Raw genomic sequence first — 23,289 nt, forward strand, 5'->3', positions numbered from 1 at the left:
ATTGTGGGCCTGGCCTCGGGGAACGGAATGGCCTCGGCCGCGTCTGTTGGTTACTCGCCCGCGTTGGTGAGCGTCCGCAGGACGCGCGCTTTTAGATCGGCTTGGTCGATACCTGCCAGGGCGAGCGCGCGCGGCACGGTGCCGACCTCGGCTTGCAGGATCCCAAGCAGCAGATGTGCCGGCTGCAGATCTTTTTTGCGGGCAACGGATGCGAAGCCTCGTTCGAGCGCGAGCCTGGCTGATGCACCCAGCTGCGACGGAAGCTCGGGGGCGCTGCTCGGCCGCGGGAGGTCGAAGGCGGCAGCAGACACGCCGGCCGCGTTCAGGCTGTGCTCGAACTCCCGGTCCAGCGCGTCGCGGATCGCGCGATGATCGAGCCCGGCCGAAGTAAGGGCCTGATGGGTGGCGGTTTCCCGCTCGGCGGCGATCGCCAGCAGGAGATGGTGTGCCTCGATCGTCGCCGATCCGTCGGTGTGGGCTTCGTGTGCCCCCTGGTCGATGATCGTGTTGATGTAGTGGTCGATGGCGGCCATCGTCAGCGCCTCCTCAGCGTGACGCCTGCGGCGATGAGCCGTTTGGCGTGCTTTTTGTGGACCGCTTGGCGCGTCACGCCGAGCGCCTCGGCGACCTGCGGCCAGCTCCAGCCCGCTCGCATGGCCTGCTCGACGGCGGCGTCCTCTATCTGGTCGGCCAGGCGTCTCAACGCCGCCACAGCCGCCAGCGCATCAGCGGGCTCTTGAGGAACGGGAGTCTCAGCACCGGACATGTAGGCAACTCTAGTTGACTAATTCGGGATTGGTCAACACGAGTTGCTTAACGCGAGTGATCGCAAGCATCCAGATCCTCAAACAAGACGCTGCGCCGCCGGGTCGAAGCCTGTGATCCTCAGGGTTCTCCTTTACCGGCGTTCCAGACCCCGGCGAGGGAGGCCATCTCGCCCAGGCATACCTCACCCAGATGGGCGTACGGCGGCCCGCCGACACCCTTCCGGATAAGCAACCAGGGTTGACTGCAATCATATTAGTCAACTACGGTTGCTTATATTCCCCTTGTGGCACGCCCGGCCGATCGAACTGGAGCGGCGGCGTGCCCGGAATACCCCCTATCTGAGGACGATGAATGAAACGGATATCTGCTGTGCTCACCGCGCTGGCGGTGGGAGCCGGGGTGCTGACCGGGACGGGGGTCGCCGGCGCCGAGGCCACCCAAAGCCGCTTCTACGAGCAGGACGTCGAGTGGAAAGCCTGCGGGGACGCCACGCTGGACCAGGCGGGCGCCCAATGCGCCGAGGTCACGGTGCCGCTGGACTACTCCAAGCCGCAGGGCCGCACGATCAAGGTGGCCATCTCACGGCTCAAGGCCACTGACACCGAGCACCGCCGCGGGATCATGCTCTCCAACCCCGGCGGTCCCGGCGGCGCGGGCCTGCACTTCATGCTCTACATCAAAGGGGCGATGACCCCCGAGGTCTCCTCCCGCTATGACCTGATCGGCATGGACCCACGAGGCGTCGGGCGCAGCGCGGCGATCGACTGCGCGTGGCCCATCGGGCACATGCTCTGGTCAGCCGGCCTGAACAGGGAAGACTTCCGCGACGCCGTACGGACTCAAGCCGATCTCACGCGCCGTTGCGCACGGGAGGAGGGCGACAGAATCGGCCACATCACCACCCGCAACACCGCGCGGGACATGGACGTCATCCGCGGCGCCCTGGGCGAGACGAAGGTCTCCTACTTCGGCATGTCATACGGCACTTACCTCGGTGCGGTCTTCACCCAAATGTTCCCGCACCGCAGCGACCGGATCGTGCTGGACAGTGCGATCGATCCGGACGCCTACATGGCCGGATCGATCAGAAACAGCGCGCCGCTCAACGAAGCCGCACTTGACGAGTGGGCGAGCTGGACCGCGGCCCGCGACGCCGAATACCACCTCGGCGGGACCGGGCGGCAGGTGCGAGCCCGGGTCGAGGCCCTGATCAGGCAGGCGGCCACGGTGCCGATCCGCATCGGTGAGCACCACCTCGACGAGCGTTTCCTGCCCATGACGCTGTTCACGCTGCTGCCCGATGCCCGCTACAACGCCCACCTGGCCGGACGGGTGCGGCAGATCGCTGACGCGGCCGAGGGCAAGCCGGTCCAGCCGAGCAAGGACTTCGACGACGAATTGCGCTTCACGCTGAAGGGCCAGCCGCAGGACCTATCCAGTCAGGCGGCCGTCATCTGCGGCGACGCCGCCGTGCCACGCGATCCGGAATGGTACTGGCGCAACATCCAGCGCAGCCGGGCCGACCAGCCGATGTTCGGGCCGTACGCGAACAACATCACGGCGTGCGCGTTCTGGGCGCCGCCCCGCGAACCTAGGACCATCGTGCGCAACGACGTTCCCGCCCTGATCGTCCAGGCCACCCGCGACACCCGTACCGTCTACCAAGAAGGCGTGAACCTGCACCGGGCGATGTCCGCCTCCCGCCTGGTCACCCTCCAGGATGTGCGCATGCACGGCGTCTTCGGCCGCCTGCCTAACGCCTGCGTGCAGAACGCGGTGAATACCTACTTCCGCGACGGCACCCTGCCCGCCGCCAACGTCACCTGCCACGCGGACTGAACATCGCATCGCACCCGTTCAGAAGGACGGCGTGGGTCGCGAGGAGACCTTCTGCCTACACCCAGATCTACCTCGCCGACCCCGACGTGCCGGTCGAGCGCATCCTCCAGGCCCCCGCCGCGCCACTGCCGGCCGACAAGCTGCGCACCGCGTTGCAGGCGAGCCGGCGGGTGAAGGTCGCCGAGCGCGTTTTCTAAAAGTGCGCACCGAGGCCTCCATCGGAGAACCGGCGGGGGCCTCGCCTGTCTGGCGCGAGTCAGCGAAGCCGCCGGGGCATGCGGGCAACGCGAAGCCCGTCACCCGAGGTAGCGCACGCCGTCGATTGCAGGGCCGCGCCCCTCGACGATTTCCTCGCCCGCGTTTAGACGACCCCCACCCCATCACGGCATCCGCAGCTGAACGGGCCCCCTGCTTCCCCCCCTTCCGCAGGACAGGCACGTGCAGGGCCAGGTGGCTCTGCATCGAGCCAGAGGACAGGCGCGGACTTCGGGCACGCGTGCAACCCGACCGTCATGAGCTGGACGACAGTGATCATGGCCGGCGTGAGACTGCCACAATTCACCACGTAATCGGTTACGTCGATCATCTGACCTGACCGCTGCTGATATCCGAGGGCGCCGCCACCGCGCTGCGTGAGGTGGGGGCGCCCTCGCCTGCCTGGAGGCCCCCATGCCGGTCAGTTTCCTGTCCGCCGAGCAACGCAGCCGCTACGGCGTCTTCAACTCCGTCCCCGACATCGCCCAGCTGGGCGCCTTCTTCCACCTCGATGCCAACGACCGGCGCCGGGCGATGGCCGCCAACGGCGCCCGCAACCAGCTCGGCTGGTCCCTGCAACTGGGCACGGCACGGTTCTTGAACTGCTTTCTGGACGATCCCGAGGATGTGCCCGCCGCGGTGGTCGACTACGTCGCCGAGCAGCTCGGCCTGCCAGCCGCCGACCTGAAGGGGTATGGCGAGAAGGAGGCGCGCTGGGATCACCAGGCGCAGATCCGCAGCTCCTACGGCTACACCGCCTTTGACGGTGAGCAGTGGTTCGCGCTGGCCTGCTGGCTCTACAAGCGGGCCTGGACCACAGGCGAGCGGCCGATTGTGTTGTTCGACCTGGCCACCCACCGCCTGGTGGAGGCCAAGATCCTGCTGCCCAGGGTCACCACCCTGGAGCGGCTGATCGCCGCGCTGCGCGAGCGCGTGGCCGCCCGCCAGTACGCGCTGCTGGCGACCGCTCCCAGCCCCACCCAGGCCGTCGTGCTGGAAGGCCTGGTCAAGGTCGAGGAGGGTCGGCGCGTGTCCCGGCTGGACCGGCTGCGCAAAAGCCCCACCGACGTCAGCAGCACCGGCCTGGTCAAGGCCCTGGATCGGCATGTGGAACTGCGTGACCTGGGCGGGGCCGGCTGGGATCTGAGCGCGGTGCCACCTGGTAAGATCGCCGCACTGGCTCGCTTCGCGCACGCCGCCCGCGCCCAGGCCGTCGCCGACCTGGCCGGCGACCGCAAACTCGCCACCCTGGTGGCCTTCGCCGCGACCATGGCCCCCCAGTCGGCCGACGACGCGGTCGAGGTGTTCGACCTGGCGGTTGGCGACCTGCTGCGCACCTCGGCGTTCAAAGCGAACAAGGAGCGGATGCGTACCCTCAAAGACCTCGACACCGCGGCGATCGTGCTGCGCGAGGTGTGGTTGAAGATCCGCTCCGTCGCCGAAGTCCCCGACGGCGACATCCGCGCCGCCCTCGATGAGATGGATCTGGCCGCCATCGGTGCCGCCGCCGACGTCATCGGCGACATCGCTCGCGAACCGGATGAGGACTTCCAAGAAGAGTTGCTGGATCGCTACGCCACCATCCGGCGGTTCCTGCCCAAGCTGCTCAAGCACCTCGACTTCGACGCCGGCGCCGACCAGACGCCCGGGCAAGGGGTGCGGCGCGGCCATGAGGTGCTGGCGGCGCTGGACTTCCTCAAAGCGATCGAGCGCCGCCGCACCGACATCGACCCTCGCGAGGTTCCCGCAGGCGTGCTGTCGTCGGCCTGGCACCGGCGCGTCTTCCCCAAGCGCGGCGAGCTGGCCGGCACCTTCAACAAGAGCGCGTACACCGTGGCGGCCGTCGAGCGGCTGCGCGAATCGCTGCGCCGCCACGAGGTGTTCGTGCCGGGCCTGCGCAAGTGGGGCGACCCCACCGCCGGGCTGCTGAAGGGCGCCGAGTGGGAGCGGGCCCGGCCCCGCATCTGCGATGAGCTGAATCTGTCCCCGCAGCCCGGCACCGACGTGGAGCGGTGGGCCGGCACACTGGACTTCGCCTACCGCCAACTCGCCGCCGGCCTGTCCGGCGAGGAAGACGGGCGCAACGACTGGGTACGCCTGGCCAAGAACGAAGACGGCAAAGAGCACCTGGTGCTCACCGGCCTGGACCGCCTGGACGAGCCCACTTCCCTGACCACGCTGCGCGCCGACATCGACGCCCGCATGCCCATCGTGGACCTGCCCGAAGCCCTGCTGGAAGTGCACTCCTGGACCGGCTGCCTCGACCACTTCACCCACGTCTCCGGCGACGTGCCCTCCCGCAAACAGGACATGATCACCTCGATCGCCGTCGTCCTGGTCAGTCAAGCGATGAACGTCGGCATGCGGCCGATGGCCGCCGAAGGCGAACCCGCCCTCGCCCTGGACCGGTTGTATTGGGTGGAACAGAACTACCTGCGCGCCGCCACCCTGACGGCCGCCAACGCCGCCCTGGTCGAGTTCCACTCCGGTCTGGAACTGGCCCAAGCCTGGGGCGGCGGCGAACTGGCCTCCGCCGACGGGCTGCGGTTCGTGATCCCGGTCAAAACCATCAACGCCGGACCCAACACCAAATACTTCGGAAAGGGAAAGGGAGCCAAGGGCGTCACCTACTACAATTTCACCTCCGATCAATTTACAGGCTTTCACGGTTTCGCTACTTCGCCGGCGGCGGCACTCCCACCCCCGTCGGGCGCGCCTTGATGGAGCTGGGCAAGCTCGATCGCTCCACCTACCTGGCCAGCTACTACGACGACGAACTGCTGCGCCGCCGCGTCAACACCCAACTCAACCGTCAAGAATCCCGCCACACCCTGGCCCGCAAAATCTTCCACGGCCAAAAAGGCGAACTCCGGCAGAAGTACAAAGAAGGCCAGGAAGACCAACTCGGCGCGCTAGGCTTTATGACCAACGTCTGCATTCTATGGAACACCGTCTATACGGCCCGCGCCCTGGAAGAAATGCGAGCCGAGGGTAAGAAAATCTCCGCCGCCGACATCGCCCGACTCTCACCCCTGGGCTTTGAGCATCTCAACATGCTCGGCCGCTATAATTTCTCCCTGCCCGAGCTGGTCCGCGACGGACAGCTGAAGCCGCTGCGCACACCCCCGCCCGCCAAGTAACCCCCCTCGCGTTCAGCGCGCCGGATGCTCCCAGGCCGGACGGCCCTCGGCGAGCATCCGGCGTACCTGCTCATGCGAGATCCCGGCACTCTTGCCGATCTTGCGCAGGCCCCACCCCTCACCCCGCGCGTCCGCCATCGCCTCGATCAGCGCCGTGCCGGTCACCTCCTCCAGCATCGCGCGCAGCTCCGACAGCCGCCGCAGCCGCAGCGCGGGCGCGAGATCAACGATCTCCAGGCAAAAACGATCAACATCAGCACGCAGGAACGCCACACCCTCAGAATCCGCCATCAGGCAAGCCTGCCCTGGTCAGGCCCATGGTGTCAAAACATGTGACACTAAGCCCGGTTGGCCGTTCCACTCCTACTGGCAGGCCAGGTTAGGGCGGTCGGCAGGCGGTCGGCCACGTATTTCGCTCGCCTGCCCGTTGCACCTGTCGGCGCCGGCGCGGGCGGGCGGCGCGGGCGGCGCGCTCGGTGGGTGCCGCCGGCCAGGTTGAGCACCAGCACGCCGCCGACGATGAGCGCGGTACCGGCTGTTTGGGCCGGGCTGAGCGTCTCGCCGAGGAACAGCACGCCGATCGCGGCGATGGCGGCGGTGCCGGCGCCGGCCCACACGGCGTAGGCGGTGCCCATCTCCATCTGCAGTTTCAGGGCCTGGGCCAGCAGGATGAAGGCGGCGGCGTAGCCGGCCACGACGGCCGGCGCCCATCCTTTGTGGGTGAAGCCCTCACTCAGCTTCAGCGCGGTGGTCGCCAGCGCCTCGGCGATGATCGCTCCTGCCAGAACCAGTCATGCCATGACACAGCCCCAAAAAGTGGTACAAATTTACCATTTTTACTGGGTGAGGCGTTCCAGCAGCCGTGGATGGTCCGACAGCGCGGCCGACAGCGTGTCGGTGATCAGCGGCGTGTAGGCGGCGCGGTCCACGGCCGCCCAGTCGATGGGGCCGTGCGGCGGCTGCGGATCGTATTCGATCATGAGTTGGACCTGGCGGGCGGTCTCCTCCCCCGCCAGGCGCCCGACCAGGTGCAGGGCCATGTCGATGCCCGCCGCGACCCCGGCGGCGGTGACGTACGGGCCGTCGTGCACGACGCGCTCGCCGACCGGGACCGCGCCGAGCTTGGCCAGCAGGTGCAGGGCCGCCCAGTGGCTGGTGGCGCGGCGGCCGTCCAGCAGGCCGGCGGCGGCCAGCAGCAGTGACCCGGTGCACACCGAGCCGACCACCTCGGCGGTCGCGGCGGCGGCGCGGATGCGCTCCAGCAGCCCGTCGTCGGCCATCGCGGCGAAGGTCGGCCCGTTGCCACCCGGGACGATCACCGCGTACGGCCGGTCGAGCTGGTCGAAGGTGTGGCTGGGGGCCAGCCGCAGCGGGGTGTCGGTCGGCAGGGGCTGGAGGGTCTCGGCGGCCACCACCACCTCGTAGGCGGGGTCGAAGAAGGCGAACACCGACATCACCTGCAGGGGGCCGACCAGGTCCAGGGGGGTGATCCCGGGGTAGAGCACGAACGCGACGGTCTTCAACATCTGTCCTTCCGGCTGCGGGTTCTCACGGGTCGGTGCGGGCGGCGCGGACACCGGTGCGGCATCCACGCCGGTGCCCGGGCCCGGCCGTTTTCACCCTCGCCCGGCCCGGCGCGGGTGCCAAGCCGCCCGCGCCGGCATGTCTGTTTTCCTGCGGTCCCTGTCTTTCGGACAGGTAGGGTCGGGGCGTGGAGGAGCGGCTGTTCGTGATCGTGGCCTATGCCGGCGCCGCGTTGCTGGACATCGCCTGCGTCTGCGACGCCCTGGACGCGGCCAACCGGCTCGGCGCCGGCCCGCCGTACCGGATCCGGATGGCCAGCCCGGGCGGCCGGGACGTCGCCTGCGGCTCCGGGCTGGTCCTGCGCGGGCAGCAGGCGCTGGAGCGGCTCACCGGGCCGCTGGACACGCTGCTGGTCGCCGGTGGCCAGGGGTATGAGGCGGCCGCCGCCGACGCCCGCCTGGTGGGGCATGTGCGGAGACTGGCGCGGGAGAGCCGCCGGGTGGCCTCGGTGTGCACCGGGGCCGGTGTGCTGGCCGCGACCGGGCTGCTGGACGGCCGCCGCGCCACCACGCACTGGGCCTACGCCGGCGCGATCGCCGGACGGTATCCGAGGGTGCGGGTGGATCCGGCGCCGATCTACATCCGTGACGGGCGTTTCTGCACCGCGGCCGGGGTGACCAGCGCGCTGGACCTGACGCTGGCGCTGATCGAGGACGACCACGGCGCGGAGCTGGCCCGCCGGGCGGCGCGCGGGCTGGTGACCTATCTGCAGCGGCCCGGTGACCAGCGGCAGATGAGCATGTTCGTGGCCGCTCCGCCGCCCGACCACGATCTGGTGCGGGCCCTGGTCGGGTATGTCGGCGCTCATCTGGACGCCGACCTGTCGGCGGCGGCGCTGGCGCGGCGGGCGGGGGTCAGCGGCCGTCATCTGGCCCGGCTGTTCGCCGACCGGCTGGGGCAGAGCCCGGCGCGGTACGTGCGCGGCGCGCGCGCCGAGGCGGCGGCGCAGCTGCTGGCCTCGACCTCGCTGCCGGTGGCGGCGGTGGCGCGCCGGTGCGGGTTCGGCTCGGCCGAGACGCTGCGGCAGGCCTTCACCGACCGCTACGGCGTGCCGCCCGCCCGCTACCGCCAGGCCGTCGGCGGGGGCCGCTGAGCAGCGCCGTAGCCGGTTCCACTTGCGGGCGGTGTCGAAAACGTGTTCCACTGATCGGCATGCGATGGGACGCGCCTGCCCTGCTCGCCGGGCCGTCTGAGGCCCGGCCGCGGATCGAGCGCACCGCGGTGACCCGGGTTCACGGCGGGCTGACCTGTTACGAGGTGCAGGCCCGCGGCGCGCTGGAGCGCACCGCCGAGGGGTGGGCGCTGAGCCCCTACCGGGGGTGCGCGCAGGCCTGCCGTTACTGCGCGGTCCGGCGCGGCCACCGTTACCTGGGGCTGGACACCGGCGCCGGCTTCGACTCCCGGATCGTGGTGCGCACCAACATCGTGCGGCGGCTGCGGGCCGAGCTGTCCTCCGCCTGGGACGGCGAGCACGTCCGGGTGGGCATGGCCGGCGACTGCTACCAGGGCGCCGAGGAGATCTACCGGCTGATGCCCGGTGTGGTGGCCGCCCTGCGTGAGGCCGGGGCGCCGTTCACCGTGCACACCAAGAGCACGCTCATCCTGCGTGACGCCGGGCTGCTGGCCGCCGCCCCCGGCGCGGGCGTGGTGGTCTCGATCGCCTTCGTCGACGACCAGATCCGCCGCACCGTGGAGCCCGGTGCGCCGAGCGCGCAGAAACGCCTGGAGCTGGTGGCGGAGCTCAACGAGCGCGGTGTGCCGTGCGGGGTGGTGATGGCGCCCATCCTGCCGCTGCTGACCGACTCCCCCGACCAGCTGGCCGCCACCGTGCGCCGGGCCGCCGACGCCGGGGCCGTCAGTCTCACCCCGCAGGTGCTGCGCCTGCCGCCCGGCGCCCGGGAGTGGTATCTGGCCTGGCTTGGCGATCACCATCCGGCGCTGGCCGAGCGCTACGGCGAGCTGTATGCCAGGGGGCCCGACGCCGATCCCGGCTATGTCGGCCGTCTCACCGGGCAGGTCCTGCAGCTGGCCGCCCGTTACGGCATGAGTCCGACCCGTCCTGAGCAGCCGCTGCCGCTGGCCCTGTCGGCCCACCGGCAGCTCACCTTGCTGTGAGGTCCGCCCCCGCCGGGTCCGGCCCGGTGGGGCCTGTCGCGGTGCGGACGGTCCCTTTCGGGGGCGGCCCCGCCGGCGGGTGCCGGCGGGGCCGCCCCCGAAAGGGGGCTCAGGCCAGGGCGCTGCCCTTGGCCCACTGCTTGAACGACAGCTGCCAGAAGCCCCAGCCGTTGTTCCACTCCATCTTCCGGTCGGTGCCGGTGATGGTGATCACGTCGCCGCGCTGGACCTGGTTGTAGAACCACCTGGCCTGGTCGGGGCGGGAGTTGATGCAGCCGTGGCTGACGTTCTGGCGGCCCTGGGCCCAGACGTTGTTCAGCGCGTGGACGTATTCGCCGCTGTTGGAGAAGCGCACCGCGTGGTTGATCATCAGGTCGTAGTAGCCGGGGTCGCCCTTCTTGCGGCCCGGTGAGATCATCCGCTCGGGGTTGGCCTTGCCCATCGCCAGGTGCACGCCGCTGGTGGTGGTGTATTCGCGGGTGCTGGCGTTGCCGGCGCTGATCAGCATGGTCTGGACGACCTTGCCGTCCCGCTTGACGATCATCTTGTGCTTGCGGGTGTCGATGGTGGCGATCTGGGCCGCGCCGATCCGGATGCTCTTGGTGAAGTCCTTGACCCCGTACATGTCCTTGCCGCCCTGCACGCCGTTGAGGCGGGCGGTGAAGGTCACCTTCTGGTGGGGCTGCCAGAACTTGGCGGTCCGGTAGATCACCGTGGTGTCGTTGATCCACCGCCACGCGCCCTGGGAGGGCTTCTCCGAGGTCACCTCCAGTGCCTGTTCCACCGCGGCCTTCTGACTGACCGGCTGGTTGAAGGTGACGATGATCGGCGCCCCCACGCCGACCTTCTCCCCCTTCAACGCCGGGGTCACATCGGCCACCGCCAGCTCGACCTTCGGTTTGAGCGTCGTGAAGGAGCTGCTGGCGGTGGTGCCGCCCACCGCGCGCGCCGAGACGGTGTATTCGCTGGAGGGCTTCAACGGGGCCTTGGAGACCCATTTGGTCCGGCCGGCGTCGAAGGAGCCGGCCAGCGGCTTGCCGCCGCTCTCCACGGTTACCTGCTCAAGTGACCCGTTGGCGGCGGTGACGACGACCTTCTTGTCCGGTCGCACGGTCGCGCTGCCCTGGGCCGGGCTGATCTTTATGACCGGCGCGGCCGGTGTGGTGGCCGCCGCGGCGGTCCCGCCGTCGGCGGCAGGGGTCGCCGGAGTCGACCCGCCGGAGCAGGAGGTGGCCAGTACGGCCGCCGCCGCCACCGCCAGTCCGGCCAGCGGCGTCCTCAGACCACGACGTTCCACGTTTAACACAACTTTCTCCCCCACTACAGCAAACTGCGTTTAAAGACCCTAATAGGAGATGCGCAGGTAGTACACCTGGTTGAGGAGAGTTCGGTCACATTTAGGTCACTTTGCGGTGTGAATAACATGCCGTCCGGGACTTCGGGGAACACGAGGGGCCGCACCGGGGCGCCCGGCGCGGTCGTTGGGGCCTTCACCTGGGCCGATGCCGCCTCCCCGGCGTGGGCCCGCGCTCCGGCGGACGCCGGGCGGAAATCGGGGGCGGGGCCCGGACGGGTGGTGCCGCCGTCCGCGGTGGCCGGGACCGGCCCGCCCCGTCCCGGGGACGGAAAGCTAGGCTGACGTGATCGACCCGGAACGGAAGGCGTGGTGATGACCGCAGTACGACCGGTCGATGACATCGATCGCACGCACCGGGACCCGTCCCGGGCCCCGGGCGAGGAGCTGCTGCGCACCATCGTGGAGGCCTCGGCCGAGGGCGTGGTGCTGTGCGGCGCCGACGGCGCCGTCGTCATGGTCAACGCCGCGGCGGCGCGGATGGCGCCGGAGGTCTCACCCGGCCGCCCCGCCGCCTCGGGCGCGGCCGCCGGGCTGTTCGACCACGACCACCCCGAGGGCCAGGACCGGGAGGTCGGCCACGGGCGGCGGCTCCTGCGGGTGCGCCGGGAGGCCTTCGGCATCGCCCATCACGCCTGGTACCTGCGCGACGTCAGCGCCGAGTCGGCCAGGACCGGCGCGCTGCTGGCCGAGCGCCGGCGCACCGAGTTCCTGATGGAGGCCGGCCGCAGGCTGTCGGCCTCGCTCAACACGCGCCGCTGCGCCCGCACCACGGTCGAGCTGGCCGTCTCCTTCCTGGCCGACGTCGCCATGGTGGTGCTGCCGCCCGCCGGGCGCCGCCAGGCGAGCTGGCTGCGTTCGGCGGGCGGGCGGCAGGCGCTGCAGGAGGGCACGGTCACCACCGCCTCCACCGCGCAGGTGCCCGGCCTGGCCGAGGCGCTGGCGGGCTTCCCGCCCGTGCCCAGCCGGTGGCTGGACCCCGCCCAGGTGCCCGGCTGGCTGCTGCCCGAGGAGTTCGGCCAGGCCCAGCACCTGCTCGTCACCCCGCTGCCCGGCAACGGCGTCCCGGCCGGAGCGCTGGTGCTGGCCCGCCGCGAAGGCGGCCCGGCCTTCGAGGAGGAGGCCGAGACCCTGGTGCGGATCTTCGCCGCCCGCGCGGGCGCGGCCATCTCGGCCGCCACCCTGTACCAGGAGCAGAGCGCCACCAACGCGATCTTGACCAGGGACCTGCTGCCGCCGGCCCTGCCGGCGCTGCCCGGGCTGGAGCTGGCGGGCTCGCTGCGCGCCGCCCAGCAGGCCGCCCTGATCGGCGGCGACTTCTACGACGTCTGCCTGCCCGCCCCCGGCGCCGCCGGCGAGCCGCTGGTGGTCCTGGGCGACGTCTGCGGCAAGGGCGCGCAGGCCGCCGTCCTGGCCGGGCAGGTCCGCCAGTCGCTGCGCGCGCTGCTGCTGACCGAGACCGACCCCGGGCGGCTGGCGTCACTGCTCAACCGCTCCCTGCTGGCCTCCCCCGTCCCCAACTCCTACCTCACCCTCGTCCTGGGCGCGCTGCGGGCCGGCGCCGACGGCCGGGTGCGCATGGACCTGGCCGTGGCCGGGCATCCGGCGCCGCTCATCCTGCGCCGCGACGGCACCGTGCAGGAGGTCGCCGCCGGCGGCCCGCTGCTCGGCGCGCTGGAGACCGTCACCGTGACCCCCCTCACCGTCGAGCTGGCCCCCGGCGAGGTGTGCCTGTTCTACAGCGACGGCATCACCGAGGCCTTCGGCGGCCCCAGCGGCCGTGAGATGTACGGCGGGCGGCGGCTCAGGGACGCCCTGTCCACCTGCGCGGGCATGCCGGTGGCGGCGGTGGTGGAACGGCTGGAGCAGCTCAGCACCGACTGGCTGGGCGGCGACGTCCAGGACGACCGGGCGCTGCTGGCCGTACAGGCCAGGCCCGCGCGATGAGCGCCACCGGCCTGTCCCCCGGGGATCTGCGCACCGCCGGGGAGCACTACCTGGAGCGCATCGGCCGGGCCGACGAGTTCGGCGCCGTCGACCTGGTGCTCGGCCTGCTGAGTGAGGGCGTGCCGGCCGAGAGCCTGCTGCTGGAGCTCATCGCGCCCGCCCAGCGGCGCGTCGGCGAGCTGTGGGCGGCCAACCGCTGGTCGGTCGCCCGCGAGCACGGGGCCACGGCCGTCAGCGAGCGCGCCGTCGCCGCGATCACCGCCCGGGTCCGGCCCGAGCCCACCCTCGGCCGTGTCACCGTCGCCTGCACCGACGGCGAATACCACGCGCTGCCCACCCGGCTGCTGGCCGAGGTGCTGCGCCTGCGCGGCTGGCGGGTCGACTTCCTGGGCGCCAGCGTGCCCGGCCCGCACCTGATCACCCACCTGCACCAGACCGGGCCCGACGCGGTCGCACTGGGCTGCGCCCTGCCCACCCGCCTGCCCCGGGCCCACGCCACGCTCACCGCCTGCCAGGCCGTCGGCGTGCCCGTCCTGGCCGGCGGATCCGGTTTCGGCGCCGACGGCCGCTCGGCCCGGCTGCTGGGCGCCGACGCCTGGGCCCCCACCGCCGACGCCGCCGCCGACGTGCTGGCCGGCGGCCTGCCGGCCTTCCCCGCTCCGCCGCACGCGCCGGCCCACCTGGCCGATGAGGAGTACACCCACCTGACGCGCCGCCGCGGCGAGCTGCTCACCGGCGCGATGAGCGCCCTGGCCGGCGCCTACCGGCCGATGGCCGCCTACACCGCCCACCAGCTCGACTCCACCGCCGAAGACCTCGGTCACATCCTCGACTTCCTGGCCGCCGCCCTCTACGTCGACGACGCCGCGGTGTTCACCGGCTTCATCACCTGGACCGGCGGCGTGCTGCGGGCCCGCGGAGTCCCAGCCAGGGCGATAGAGGTGGGATTGCGTATTTTCCACGATGAGCTGCGAGACTTTCCCCGTGCCCGCCGCATGCTGGTCCAGGGGATCGAGGCGGCACACGCCCCCGGCGCCGATTTGGAGATCTGACGATAGATGCTCGAGAAGACCCCGCTCCGTACCGAGGTGCAGAGCACCGCCGCGGACACCACGCTGCTGGTGCTCGCCGGTGATCTGGACTACGACACGGCCGCCGAGCTCTTCCCCCTGGCGCAGGAGCTGCTGGCCGGGCAGCCGCGCCGTCTGGAGCTGGACCTGTCTGGTCTGGAGTTCGTCGACTCCTCCGGGGTGGCGGCCCTGATCAACGTCTACAACACCGCGCGCGAGCACGGCGGCACCATGCGGATCGTCGCCCTGACCTCCTACCTGCGCCACCTGTTCAAGGTGACCGCCCTGGACCAGGTCTTCGAGCTGCCGCCCGCCCAGTAGCGCCCCGTCCCGAACCTGGCCCGGGCCCGTCCCGCGGGCGGCAGCCGCGGGGCGGCTCCGCACGGGGGTGCGGGTGATTGCCGGCGACACACCGCGGCAGAAGCCGATCTCGCTGATCCTTACCGCTTAACCTGCGAAAACAGGATCACGCGTAGGCCGGTCCACCCACCATGCCGTGGCCGTGGCCGGCCCGGGCGCGCCGGCGCCCGCCCGCAGAGGAGAAGGCACATGCGAAAGACACTCATCGCCGCCCTGGTGGTGCTGAGCGCGGCGATGGGCACCACCGCGCCGGCGCAGGCCGACAGCCGGCCCCGCCTGGCGGTCGTCGGGCTGACCGACGGCCAGCGCCTGGTGCTCTTCCAGGCCCGCTCCCCCGAGAAGGTCCACGACCTGGGCGCGGTCCGCGGGCTCCAGGGCGACCGCGCCCTGGTCGGCATCGACTACCGCGTGCAGAACGGCAGGCTGTACGGCGTCGGCGACCAGGGCGGCGTCTACGTCCTGAGCCGCTCGGCCGAGGCGACCAAGGTCTCCCAGCTGACCGTGGCGCTGAGCGGCACCGGCTTCGGCGTCGACTTCAACCCCGCCGCCAACCGGCTGCGCGTGATCAGCGACACCGGGCAGAACCTGCGGCACAACATCGACGATCCGGCCGGCAGCCCCGCCGCGGGACAGACCGTGGCCGACGGCCCGCTGACCAACCCGCCCGTCCCGCCGGCCACCACGGGCGCCACCGCGCTCGGCGTCTCGGCGGCCGCCTACACCAACAACGACCTCAGCCCGGCCACCGCCACCACGCTCTTCGACCTCGACACCGGCGCCGACCGGGTGAGCCTGCAGTCCCCGGCCAACGCGGGCACCCTGGCGCCGGTCGGCGCCCTGGGCGTGGCCGCGACCGGCGGCGCGGGCTTGGACGTCTACAGCTCGGTGCGCGGCGAGGCCACCGTCTCCAACAGCGCCTTCGCCACGCTGAAGGTCGGCGAGGGCTACCGCTTCTACGCCGTGGACCTGCTCACCGGCGCAGCCGACCTCTACGGCTCCTTCCCGCGCCACCGCCAGGTCGTCGACATCGCGCTGCCGCTGGACCGGAACTGACCGGCTCCACCCCCTCACCGGGGGGCGGCAGCGGCGGCCTCAGCGCGGCTGCGGCCGCCACAGCCGCTGGACCTGCCCGTAGGAGGGCACGTCGTCGGCGACCGGGCCGCCGGCGGCCACCTCCAGCGCGGTGGTGACGGCCGCCCGCAGCGCGGTGCGGAACAGCAGGGAGCCGTAGCTGATCCGCCGCACGCCCAGGGCCGCCAGTCTCGCCGGCGGCACCTGCGGCTGGATGAGCACGTTCAGCGGCACCGCGGCCGCGGCGACCAGCGCCTGCACCTCCCGCTCCCGGGCCGCCCCCGGGACGAACACCCCGTCGGCCCCCGCGCCGGCGTAGGCCTGGACCCGCCGCACGGCTGTGGCCAGGGCGTCGGGTGCGCCCAGCCAGAACGGGTCGGTGCGGGCGTTGACGAACAGCCGCGGCACCCGCTGCTTGATCGCGCCGATCAGCGCGACCTGCTCGGAGACCTCCGCCAGGCCGCGGCCGCGCCCGTCTTCGATGTTGATCCCGGCGATCCCGGCGTCGGCCAGTTCCTCGGCCAGGTCGGCCACCTGGGCGGGTGAGCCGCCGAAGCCCGCCTCGATGTCGACCGTGACCGGCACCTGCAGCCTGGCGATCCCGCGTGCCAGCGCCACGGTCTCGGCCCGGGTGGCCTGCTCGGCGTCCGGCTTTCCCGCGGCCGCGGCCACTCCCAGGCTCGTCGTCCCCACCGCCGCGAACCCGGCCGCCGCCAGCGCCGCCGCCGAGGCGTGGTCCCACGCGTTGGGCAGCAGCAGGGGCTGGGGGCCGTGGTGCAACGCCCTGAACCGCTCGGACATCGTCGGCTCCGCCGCCGTCACCGCCGCACCGCCTCGATCACCCCGGCCGCCAGTGCCAGCGCGATCTGCCGCCCCGGGCAGGGGCGCAGCCCCGCTCCGAAGGTCAGGTGTTCCTGGGGGCGGCCGGGCCGGAAGCGGCCGGGGTCGTCGAACACCTCCGGATCCCGGTTGGCCGCCGCCACATCCAGCAGTACGGGTGTGCCGGGCTCCGCGCCGCCCGCCGCGCCGCCCGCCGCTCGGCCCGGCCCGGTCACGACGCGGCGCAGCACCCGCACCGGCGGGTCGTGGCGCAGCGTCTCGGCCAGCAGATCCTCCACCGGGCAGGCCGCGGTGTCGGCCGCCAGCGCGTTGCGGATCAGGGTGGCCGTGGAGTCGCAGGCCTGGGCCAGCAGTCCGGCCAGTACGGCCAGCCGCTCCGGCTCGGGGTCGCCCAGCAGCCTCGACAGCCGGGCCAGGCCCGCGTCGGCCGCCGTCGTGTCCCCGGCGGCGTGCCCGGCGGCGGTGCTCGCGGCGGTGCTCGCGGCGGCGTGGGTGGCGCCCGCGGTGGCGGGCTGCCCGGTGCTCGCGACCATGGTGGTTGCGGTGGCGGCGGCCGGGGCGGGCAGGTAGGCCGGGGCGAACCGCGCCACCGCCCGCGCCGCCTGCCCGCCCTCTGGCGCCCGGACCCCGAGCGCGACGGCCAGCACCTCGACCGGGATCAGCTCGATCGGGACCGCCCCGGCCTCCCGCGGGGCCGAGGAGGCCCGCCGGAAGGCCGCGGCGCGCAGCGCCCGCGGCTGCAGCCCGGCGAGCACCTCCTGGGCCGCGGCCCGGCGCCGGGCGTGCAGGGGGCCGTCGGCGAAGCGGCTGACCGCGCCGCGCAGCCAGGCCACGGTCAGGGCGGAGGGCGGGCGAGGCGCGGGCACGACGGACAGGCCGGGGTCGGCCAGGAGCGCGCGCACCTCGTCGTAGCGGCTGACGACCAGCGGGTGTGAAGTCATGTCCCGAGGCTAGAGGCGCGAGGCTTCGGCGCCCGCCGAAGTGTCGGCCGGTCATGATGGACAGATGACATCTACGACGCCGATCCCTCTTGCCGTACTGGCCGGGCTGCTGGCCGACGCCACCCGGGCGCGTTTCTGCCTGGCGCTGCTGGACGGGCGTGCCTGGACCGCCGGTGAGCTGGCCCGGCACGCCGGGGTCGCGGCCTCCACGGCCAGCGAGCACCTGTCACAGCTGGTGCAGGGGGGCCTGCTGGCCGAGGAGCGCCAGGGACGCCACCGCTATCTGCGGCTCGCCGGGCCGCAGGTGGCCCAGCTCATCGAGGACCTGACGGCCCACGCCGAACGCGCCGAGAGCGCCGCCAGGCCGCCGACGTTGCGCGCGGCGAGCGCGGCCAAGGCGATGGCCGCCGCGCGGACCTGCTACGACCACCTGGCCGGAAGGCTCGGCGTGGCCATCACCGACGCGCTCACCGCCCGGGGGCTGCTGCGCCAGGACACCGGCTTCGCGCTCAGCGACGAGGGGCTGGCCTGGTTCGAGGGGGAGCTGCGGGTGCCGCTGCCGCCGCCCACCGGCAGGCGCCCCCTGGCCCGGCCCTGCCTGGACTGGACCGAACGCCGCCATCACCTGGCCGGCTCCGCGGGGGCCGCGCTCTGCGCGACCGCGCTGGAGCGCGGATGGGTGAGCCGGATCGGCTCCGGACGCGCGCTGCGCGTCACCGGGGCCGGCCACGAGGCTCTGGGCGCGCTGCTGGGCCTGGACGGGCTCACCGGCCAGGCCGTCCAGGTCACGGCGAGCGCAGCCGGTGGGTGAGGCTGGTGTGGCGCCGCCCCGCGCCCCGGGTCCGCACCGCCTGGGCCAGCGCCCGGCGTGAGCCGACGATGACGACGAGCTTCTTGGCCCGGGTGATGGCGGTGTAGAGCAGGTTGCGCTGCAGCATCATCCAGGCGCTGGTGGCCAGCGGGATGACCACCGCCGGATACTCGCTGCCCTGGGAGCGGTGGATGGAGACCGCGTAGGCGTGCGCCAGCTCGTCCAGCTCGTCGAAGGCGTACTCGACGTGCTCGTCCTCATCGGTCAGCACGGTCAGCTTGTGGTCGTCGGGCTTGATGTCGACCACCATGCCCACGGTCCCGTTGAACACCCCCGCCGCGCCCTTGTCGTAGTTGTTGCGCAGCTGGGTCACCTTGTCGCCGACCCGGAAGACCCGGCCGCCGTAGCGGCGCTCGGGCATGCCCTCCCGTGAGGGGGTCAGCGCCTCCTGCAGCGAGGTGTTGAGGTTGCCCGCGCCCGCCGCGCCCCGGTGCATCGGCGCCAGCACCTGCACGTCCCGGCGCGGGTTGAGGCCGAACTTGCGCGGGATCCGGTTGGCCACCACGTCCACCGTCAGCGCCGCGATCTCCTCCGGCTCCTCGCACGGGAACAGGAAGAAGTCGCTCATGCCCTCCAGCGCCGGCGGCAGGCCGGTGTTGACCCGGTGGGCGTTGGTGACCACGCCCGACTCCTGCGCCTGGCGGAAGATGTGGGTCAGCCGGACCCGGGGGATCTCCTCCTCGGCGGCCAGCAGGTCCCGCAGCACCTCGCCGGCGCCGACCGACGGCAGCTGGTCCACATCCCCCACGAACAGCAGGTGCGTGCCCGGCGCGACGGCCTTGACCAGCTTGTTGGCCAGCAGCAGGTCCAGCATCGAGGCCTCGTCGACCACGACCAGGTCGGCGTCCAGGGGGTTGTCGCGGTCGAAGGTGGCATCCCCGCCGGGGCGCAGCTGCAGCAGCCGGTGCACGGTGGTGGCCTCGTGGCCGGTCAGCTCCGCCAGCCTCTTGGCCGCCCGGCCGGTGGGCGCGGCCAGGATCACCTTGGCCTTCTTGGCGCGGGCCAGGGTGACGATGGAGCGCACCGTGAAGCTCTTGCCGCAGCCGGGGCCGCCGGTCAGCACCGCGACCTTCTCGCACAGTGCCAGCCGTACGGCGTGGGCCTGCTCGGGGGCGAGGTCGGCGCCGGTCCGCTGCTGCAGCCACTGCAGGGCCGCCTCCCAGTCCACCGACCCGAAGACGCCCAGCCGGTCGTGGCCGGAGGCCAGCAGAGCGCGCAGCGAACCGGCCAGCGACAGCTCCGCGCGGTGGAAGGGGACCAGGTAGACCGCCGGGACGGTGCCGTCGCCGACGGGGACCTCCTCGCGGACCACGCCCTCCTCGGCGACCAGCTCCTCCAGGCACCGGACGGTCAGCTCGGCCGGGACCTCCAGGATCTTCACCGCGTCGCCGACGAGGTTGGGCGCCGGCAGGTAGCAGTGGCCGTCGTCGGCGGCCTGCGACAGGGTGTAGCGCAGCCCCGCCTTGACCCGCTCGGGGCTGTCGTGCGGGATGCCGACGGCCTGGGCGATGGTGTCGGCGGTCTTGAAGCCGATCCCCCACACGTCGTCGGCCAGCCGGTAGGGCTCGCTCTTGACGACCGTGATGGAGGCGTCGCCGTACTGCTTGAAGATCCGCACCGCGATGGAGGTCGACACGCCGACCCCCTGCAGGAAGATCATCACTTCTTTGATGATCTTCTGTTCCTCCCAGGCGACGCCGATCATCTTGGTCCGCTTGGGCCCGAGCCCGGGTACCTCGACCAGGCGCTCGGGGGCGGTCTCGATGATCTGGAGGGTGTCGGCGCCGAAGTGGTCGACGATCCGCTCGGCCATCTTCGGCCCGATGCCCTTGATCAGTCCGGAGCCCAGATAGCGCTGGATGCCCTGGACGGTGGCGGGCAGCACGGTGGTGTAGGACCACACCTCGAACTGCTTGCCGTACTTCGGATGGGAGGTCCAGCGCCCGGTCAGCCGTAGCGACTCACCGGGCTGGGCGCCCAGCAGCGGCCCGACCACGGTCAGCAGGTCACTGCCCGAGCGTTCGGTGGCCACCCTGGCGATGGTGTAGCCGGTCTCCTCGTTGGCGTAGGTGATGCGTTCGAGGACGGCGTCGATGGATGCCGTAGGGGGACCACCCGATCCAGGGTTCACGGAAAACCTCTCTCCTAACCTTCCCGGGCCAGGGTAGAAGGCTAGAGCAGTGGTCGGCGACCGTGATGGGCCGGCGGGGGGCCGGAGCCCGGCTCCCCCGGGCGCCGCGGCCGGGATCCGCCGATCGCCGGGGCCTCCGTGCCGCGGGCCGGACGCGGCGGCGTCGACCGCCTCACCGCCAGGGCTCTGGCGGTGAGGTGACAGCGGGCGTCCGCGGCGGAGTTCTCGGCGTGGCCGGCGGCGGTGCCGCCAGGACGGACGGTCAGGATGGTCAGAGCAGCCGGATCGTCCTGCCGATCCGGTCGAACAGGGCCTGCTTGCCGTCCTGGTCGGTGCTGAGCGTGACGGTGCAGGTCCTGCTCTGGGCGGGCAGGTAGAACTGGGTGCCCTTGACCTGCATGCCGCCGGCCGGGAAGACGTAGACCATCCGCGCCGCCTCCGTGCCGCCGACGGGTACCTTGGTCGCCTCGGTGATCTTGGCTCTGATCTGTTCCAGCTCGCCGGTGGCCGCGCTGATCAGCTGGTCGGTCGAGGCGTCGGAGCTGGGCTGGCAGTAGCCGTTGAGGTTGGTGGTGAAGCCGTTGGGCGATCTGCGCCTCGATCCGGGGTCGAAGGCCCAGACGGCCTTGTTGGTCACCAGCGGCTGCAGGTCCCGCTGGGCCCGCTCCAGCGCCTTGCCCGACAGGCCGCTGCGCTTGAGTCCCTGCTGGAGGTCGTCCTTGGTCAGGTCGAGCGCCACCCAGGAGTCGGGGACCGCGACGGCGAGCCCGTTGGCGGTGCTGCCGACCAGTTTGAAGCCGCCGGGCATGGTGGTGGCCCCGCCGCCGCCCGTCGGCTGTCCCGGGCTCCCCGTGGGGCCCGCCGTGGGGGTCCCCGTTGGGGCCTGCGCCAGGTTGACGGGACCGCCGCCTGCGCAGGCGGCGGCCAGCGCCAGGCACAGCGCGCCCGTGGCCGTCACGATGGGGTAGCGCTTACGCACCAGACTGCCCTCCTCTCGGGCCTCGCAGGGAGGCCCGATGCCGATCGACCGGTGAAACCGCACGGTGAATCGCCACAGGGGGACCTCCCGCACCGCAATCGCCTCGTCCCGGCCGGTAGGTGGCAGCCCAACCAATGACAGGCGGCGCCTGTGCTCACTCGTCGCTGCTTGACGTGTCGCAGGAGCGCGCAGCGGAGCTGCGCGTGTTCCTGTTTTCGCAGGTTAAGGGGTAAGTGTCGGTGAGGCCGGGTTCCGCTGCGGTGTGTCGCGAGGGATTGGCGGGCGGCGGGGCGGGCGGCGGGCCGTCGCGTCGCCGGAGCCGAACATCACGGGTCTTCCCAGCGTCGTAACAGGGCGGTAGGACAGGGATACGCCGGAGACGTCGGGGGCGGCGCCGGACATCGGCAGCCATGACGGGGAGACCAGCATGACCGTACGGGTGATCATCGAGGAAGTCGGCCGTCCGGGGCTCTCGGCCGAACGGGTGCGGCAGGTGGCGGGGGCGCATCCCGCCGTGCTCGCGCACCTGCGGACCACCGAGGTCCACCGGCTGATCGTGGGGGCCGCGGCCGCGCTCGGGCACGATCCGGACGGGCGGGCGCCGTTCCGGGCGAGTGTGTTCGACCCGGTCTCCAACCGGGGCGTCGAGCTGCGCGGCACCGTGGACCGGCCCGAGGAGGCGCAGGTCCTGCCCAGCTCCTACCGTCCCAATCCGCGGCCGCAGGAGCTCAGGGCGGCCGCGGCGATCCTGCGGGCCGACGGGCGCTTCCCCGCCGGGGACGACGTGCTGATCTATCAGCCGATGCCGCCGCTGGCCGATCTGGACAATCCCGACGGCACCACCACCCGCCGCCCCACCCTGGGCGTCTATGACCCTTCCGGCGCGGTCAGGCACCGGATCGTCGCCGTCGACGTCGCCGGGGGCAGCGTCGACTGGTCCCCGGCCGGGGTCTCCGTCGCGATGCATCCGGGCGACTGCGAGTCGCACCTGCCCGAGGGCGTGGAGAGCCTGCGCGACCGGGGCGGACCCAACCAGGTGCGGCTGCGCGTGCTCGACGGTGACACCGAGCTGTGGAACATGATCGTGGTACGGCCCCGCGCGTCGGCGCCCAGCGGCCCCGGTGACGGTTCCGGGGTGGAGCTGCGGCAGGTGCGCTACCGGGGCAGGATCGTGCTGCGCCAGGCGCACGTGCCGATCCTCAACGTCCAGTACGAGGAGGACGGCGTCACCTTCCGCGACTGGCAGAACCAGGAGACCCGCTTCTCGGCCACCGGCAGCGACCCGGTGGGCTGGGGCTGGCGGATCTGCGCCCAGCCGCCCAGGACCATCCTGGAGCGGCCCGGCAACGACGCCGGCAACTTCCAGGGGGTGGCCTTCCACTACGCCGACGGCGAGCTGAGGATCGTCAGCGAGCTGGCCGCCGGCTGGTACCGGTATGTGTCAGAGTGGCGCCTGACCGACGACGGCGTGATCAGGCCGCGTTTCGGCTTCGCCGGGGTGCGCAACCCGCGCACCTGCATGCGCCACCGTCACCACGTCTACTGGCGCTTCGACTTCGACGTCGAAGGCGCGGCCAACGACGTGATCGAGCAGTTCGACGACACCGGCTCGGTCATCCCCGAGCCGGTGCCCATCGTGCAGGAGGTCATGCGCAGGCGGCGTCATCCCGCCCGGTTCTGGCGGATCACCGACGGCGCCAGCGGCCGCGGCTACCAGATCCACCCCGGCGAGCACGACAACACCGCCGACCCCTACGGCGTCGGTGACCTGTGGTTCCTGCGCCACCACCCGGCCGAGCTGTACGACGGCAACCCCGGCGCCGACAACCGGGCGATGCTGAACCGGTTCGTCAACGGGGAGAGTCTCAGCGGCGTCAACGTCGTCGTCTGGTACGCCGGGCACTTCCGGCACGACCAGAACGCCCCCGAACCGCATCAGGGCCACGTCGTCGGCCCCGACCTGGTCCCCGTCACCTGACGGGGGCGGGTGACGGGGCCGCCGGCCGGTGCCCCGCCGGGCGCGG

The 23,289-nt window shown here is 72.2% G+C and carries 20 protein-coding genes and 1 pseudogene; 11 read left to right on the forward strand and 10 right to left on the reverse strand.

Annotated elements, in window-relative coordinates:
* Positions 1-50: 50 nt before the first annotated feature.
* On the reverse strand, positions 51-533 hold the full coding sequence (locus ACZ6R6_RS25890; RefSeq protein ID WP_470097392.1) for a Clp protease N-terminal domain-containing protein: 483 nt from the start codon (positions 531-533) through the stop codon (positions 51-53).
* 2 nt (positions 534-535) lie between these two features.
* Complete coding sequence (locus ACZ6R6_RS25895) at positions 536-766, reverse strand: hypothetical protein (protein ID WP_470097394.1); 231 nt, start codon at positions 764-766, stop codon at positions 536-538.
* Between the two features lie 353 nt (positions 767-1,119).
* On the opposite strand from ACZ6R6_RS25895, the gene ACZ6R6_RS25900 reads away from it, so the two are divergent.
* The 3 genes and pseudogenes from ACZ6R6_RS25900 to ACZ6R6_RS25910 all read left to right on the forward strand — a co-directional run bounded on the left by ACZ6R6_RS25900 (position 1,120) and on the right by ACZ6R6_RS25910 (position 6,002).
* Entirely contained in the window at positions 1,120-2,607 is a 1,488-nt protein-coding gene (locus tag ACZ6R6_RS25900; RefSeq protein ID WP_470097396.1) for an alpha/beta hydrolase, read from the forward strand.
* 669 nt (positions 2,608-3,276) lie between these two features.
* Positions 3,277-5,529, forward strand: a pseudogene (locus tag ACZ6R6_RS25905) (Tn3 family transposase); the annotation flags it as partial.
* A 53-nt stretch (positions 5,530-5,582) separates the two neighbouring features.
* A complete protein-coding gene (locus ACZ6R6_RS25910; protein WP_470097398.1) occupies positions 5,583-6,002 on the forward strand; it encodes a Tn3 family transposase in 420 nt (139 codons plus the stop codon).
* Positions 6,003-6,014: 12 nt separating this feature from the next.
* Here ACZ6R6_RS25910 and ACZ6R6_RS25915 read toward each other — a convergent pair whose 3' ends face one another.
* The 3 genes from ACZ6R6_RS25915 to ACZ6R6_RS25925 form a co-directional block, all read right to left on the reverse strand.
* Positions 6,015-6,275, reverse strand: coding sequence for a hypothetical protein (locus ACZ6R6_RS25915; RefSeq protein ID WP_470097400.1), 261 nt, complete (start codon positions 6,273-6,275; stop codon positions 6,015-6,017).
* A 65-nt stretch (positions 6,276-6,340) separates the two neighbouring features.
* Complete coding sequence (locus ACZ6R6_RS25920) at positions 6,341-6,793, reverse strand: DMT family transporter (protein WP_470097500.1); 453 nt, start codon at positions 6,791-6,793, stop codon at positions 6,341-6,343.
* 45 nt (positions 6,794-6,838) lie between these two features.
* Entirely contained in the window at positions 6,839-7,528 is a 690-nt protein-coding gene (locus ACZ6R6_RS25925; RefSeq protein ID WP_470097402.1) for a DJ-1/PfpI family protein, read from the reverse strand.
* A 185-nt stretch (positions 7,529-7,713) separates the two neighbouring features.
* On the opposite strand from ACZ6R6_RS25925, the gene ACZ6R6_RS25930 reads away from it, so the two are divergent.
* Both ACZ6R6_RS25930 and ACZ6R6_RS25935 read left to right on the forward strand, forming a co-directional pair.
* Positions 7,714-8,679 carry a GlxA family transcriptional regulator gene (locus ACZ6R6_RS25930; protein WP_470097404.1) on the forward strand — a complete coding sequence of 322 codons (966 nt, stop codon included), beginning with the start codon at positions 7,714-7,716 and terminating at the stop codon, positions 8,677-8,679.
* A 59-nt stretch (positions 8,680-8,738) separates the two neighbouring features.
* Positions 8,739-9,701, forward strand: a complete 963-nt coding sequence (locus ACZ6R6_RS25935; protein ID WP_470097406.1) for a radical SAM protein — start codon at positions 8,739-8,741, stop codon at positions 9,699-9,701.
* A 109-nt stretch (positions 9,702-9,810) separates the two neighbouring features.
* Here ACZ6R6_RS25935 and ACZ6R6_RS25940 read toward each other — a convergent pair whose 3' ends face one another.
* Positions 9,811-10,998 carry a L,D-transpeptidase gene (locus tag ACZ6R6_RS25940; RefSeq protein WP_470097408.1) on the reverse strand — a complete coding sequence of 396 codons (1,188 nt, stop codon included), beginning with the start codon at positions 10,996-10,998 and terminating at the stop codon, positions 9,811-9,813.
* A gap of 372 nt (positions 10,999-11,370) precedes the next feature.
* On the opposite strand from ACZ6R6_RS25940, the gene ACZ6R6_RS25945 reads away from it, so the two are divergent.
* The 4 genes from ACZ6R6_RS25945 (at position 11,371) to ACZ6R6_RS25960 (ending at position 15,485) form a co-directional block, all read left to right on the forward strand.
* Entirely contained in the window at positions 11,371-13,002 is a 1,632-nt protein-coding gene (locus ACZ6R6_RS25945; RefSeq protein WP_470097409.1) for a PP2C family protein-serine/threonine phosphatase, read from the forward strand.
* Positions 12,999-14,054: a cobalamin B12-binding domain-containing protein gene (locus ACZ6R6_RS25950; RefSeq protein WP_470097411.1), complete on the forward strand. Its 1,056-nt coding sequence runs from the start codon at positions 12,999-13,001 to the stop codon at positions 14,052-14,054. The genes ACZ6R6_RS25945 and ACZ6R6_RS25950 overlap by 4 nt, the downstream gene beginning before the upstream one ends.
* A 6-nt stretch (positions 14,055-14,060) precedes the next feature.
* Positions 14,061-14,393: an STAS domain-containing protein gene (locus ACZ6R6_RS25955; protein WP_470097413.1), complete on the forward strand. Its 333-nt coding sequence runs from the start codon at positions 14,061-14,063 to the stop codon at positions 14,391-14,393.
* Positions 14,394-14,621: 228 nt separating this feature from the next.
* Positions 14,622-15,485: a DUF4394 domain-containing protein gene (locus tag ACZ6R6_RS25960; RefSeq protein WP_470097414.1), complete on the forward strand. Its 864-nt coding sequence runs from the start codon at positions 14,622-14,624 to the stop codon at positions 15,483-15,485.
* A 39-nt stretch (positions 15,486-15,524) separates the two neighbouring features.
* Here the strand turns inward: ACZ6R6_RS25960 and ACZ6R6_RS25965 are convergent, their stop codons facing one another.
* Entirely contained in the window at positions 15,525-16,304 is a 780-nt protein-coding gene (locus ACZ6R6_RS25965; protein WP_470097416.1) for an isocitrate lyase/PEP mutase family protein, read from the reverse strand.
* Positions 16,305-16,321: 17 nt separating this feature from the next.
* Positions 16,322-17,284: a cytochrome P450 gene (locus ACZ6R6_RS25970; protein ID WP_470097418.1), complete on the reverse strand. Its 963-nt coding sequence runs from the start codon at positions 17,282-17,284 to the stop codon at positions 16,322-16,324.
* A gap of 64 nt (positions 17,285-17,348) precedes the next feature.
* On the opposite strand from ACZ6R6_RS25970, the gene ACZ6R6_RS25975 reads away from it, so the two are divergent.
* Positions 17,349-18,095, forward strand: coding sequence for an ArsR/SmtB family transcription factor (locus ACZ6R6_RS25975; protein ID WP_470097420.1), 747 nt, complete (start codon positions 17,349-17,351; stop codon positions 18,093-18,095).
* On the opposite strand, the gene recD2 is transcribed toward ACZ6R6_RS25975, so the two are convergent.
* Both recD2 and ACZ6R6_RS25985 read right to left on the reverse strand, forming a co-directional pair.
* Complete coding sequence (recD2, locus tag ACZ6R6_RS25980) at positions 18,070-20,286, reverse strand: SF1B family DNA helicase RecD2 (protein ID WP_470097422.1); 2,217 nt, start codon at positions 20,284-20,286, stop codon at positions 18,070-18,072. The two genes, ACZ6R6_RS25975 and recD2, sit on opposite strands and share 26 nt — an antisense overlap.
* 271 nt (positions 20,287-20,557) lie before the next feature.
* Positions 20,558-21,265 carry a hypothetical protein gene (locus ACZ6R6_RS25985; protein WP_470097424.1) on the reverse strand — a complete coding sequence of 236 codons (708 nt, stop codon included), beginning with the start codon at positions 21,263-21,265 and terminating at the stop codon, positions 20,558-20,560.
* A gap of 427 nt (positions 21,266-21,692) precedes the next feature.
* Here ACZ6R6_RS25985 and ACZ6R6_RS25990 point away from each other — a divergent pair, with 427 nt between their 5' ends.
* The gene (locus ACZ6R6_RS25990) at positions 21,693-23,243 is read left to right on the forward strand and encodes a hypothetical protein (RefSeq protein ID WP_470097425.1); all 1,551 of its coding nucleotides are present in this window, start codon (positions 21,693-21,695) and stop codon (positions 23,241-23,243) included.
* Positions 23,244-23,289 lie beyond the last annotated feature (46 nt).

It is taken from the genome of Streptosporangium sp. NPDC048886 (assembly GCF_055586905.1).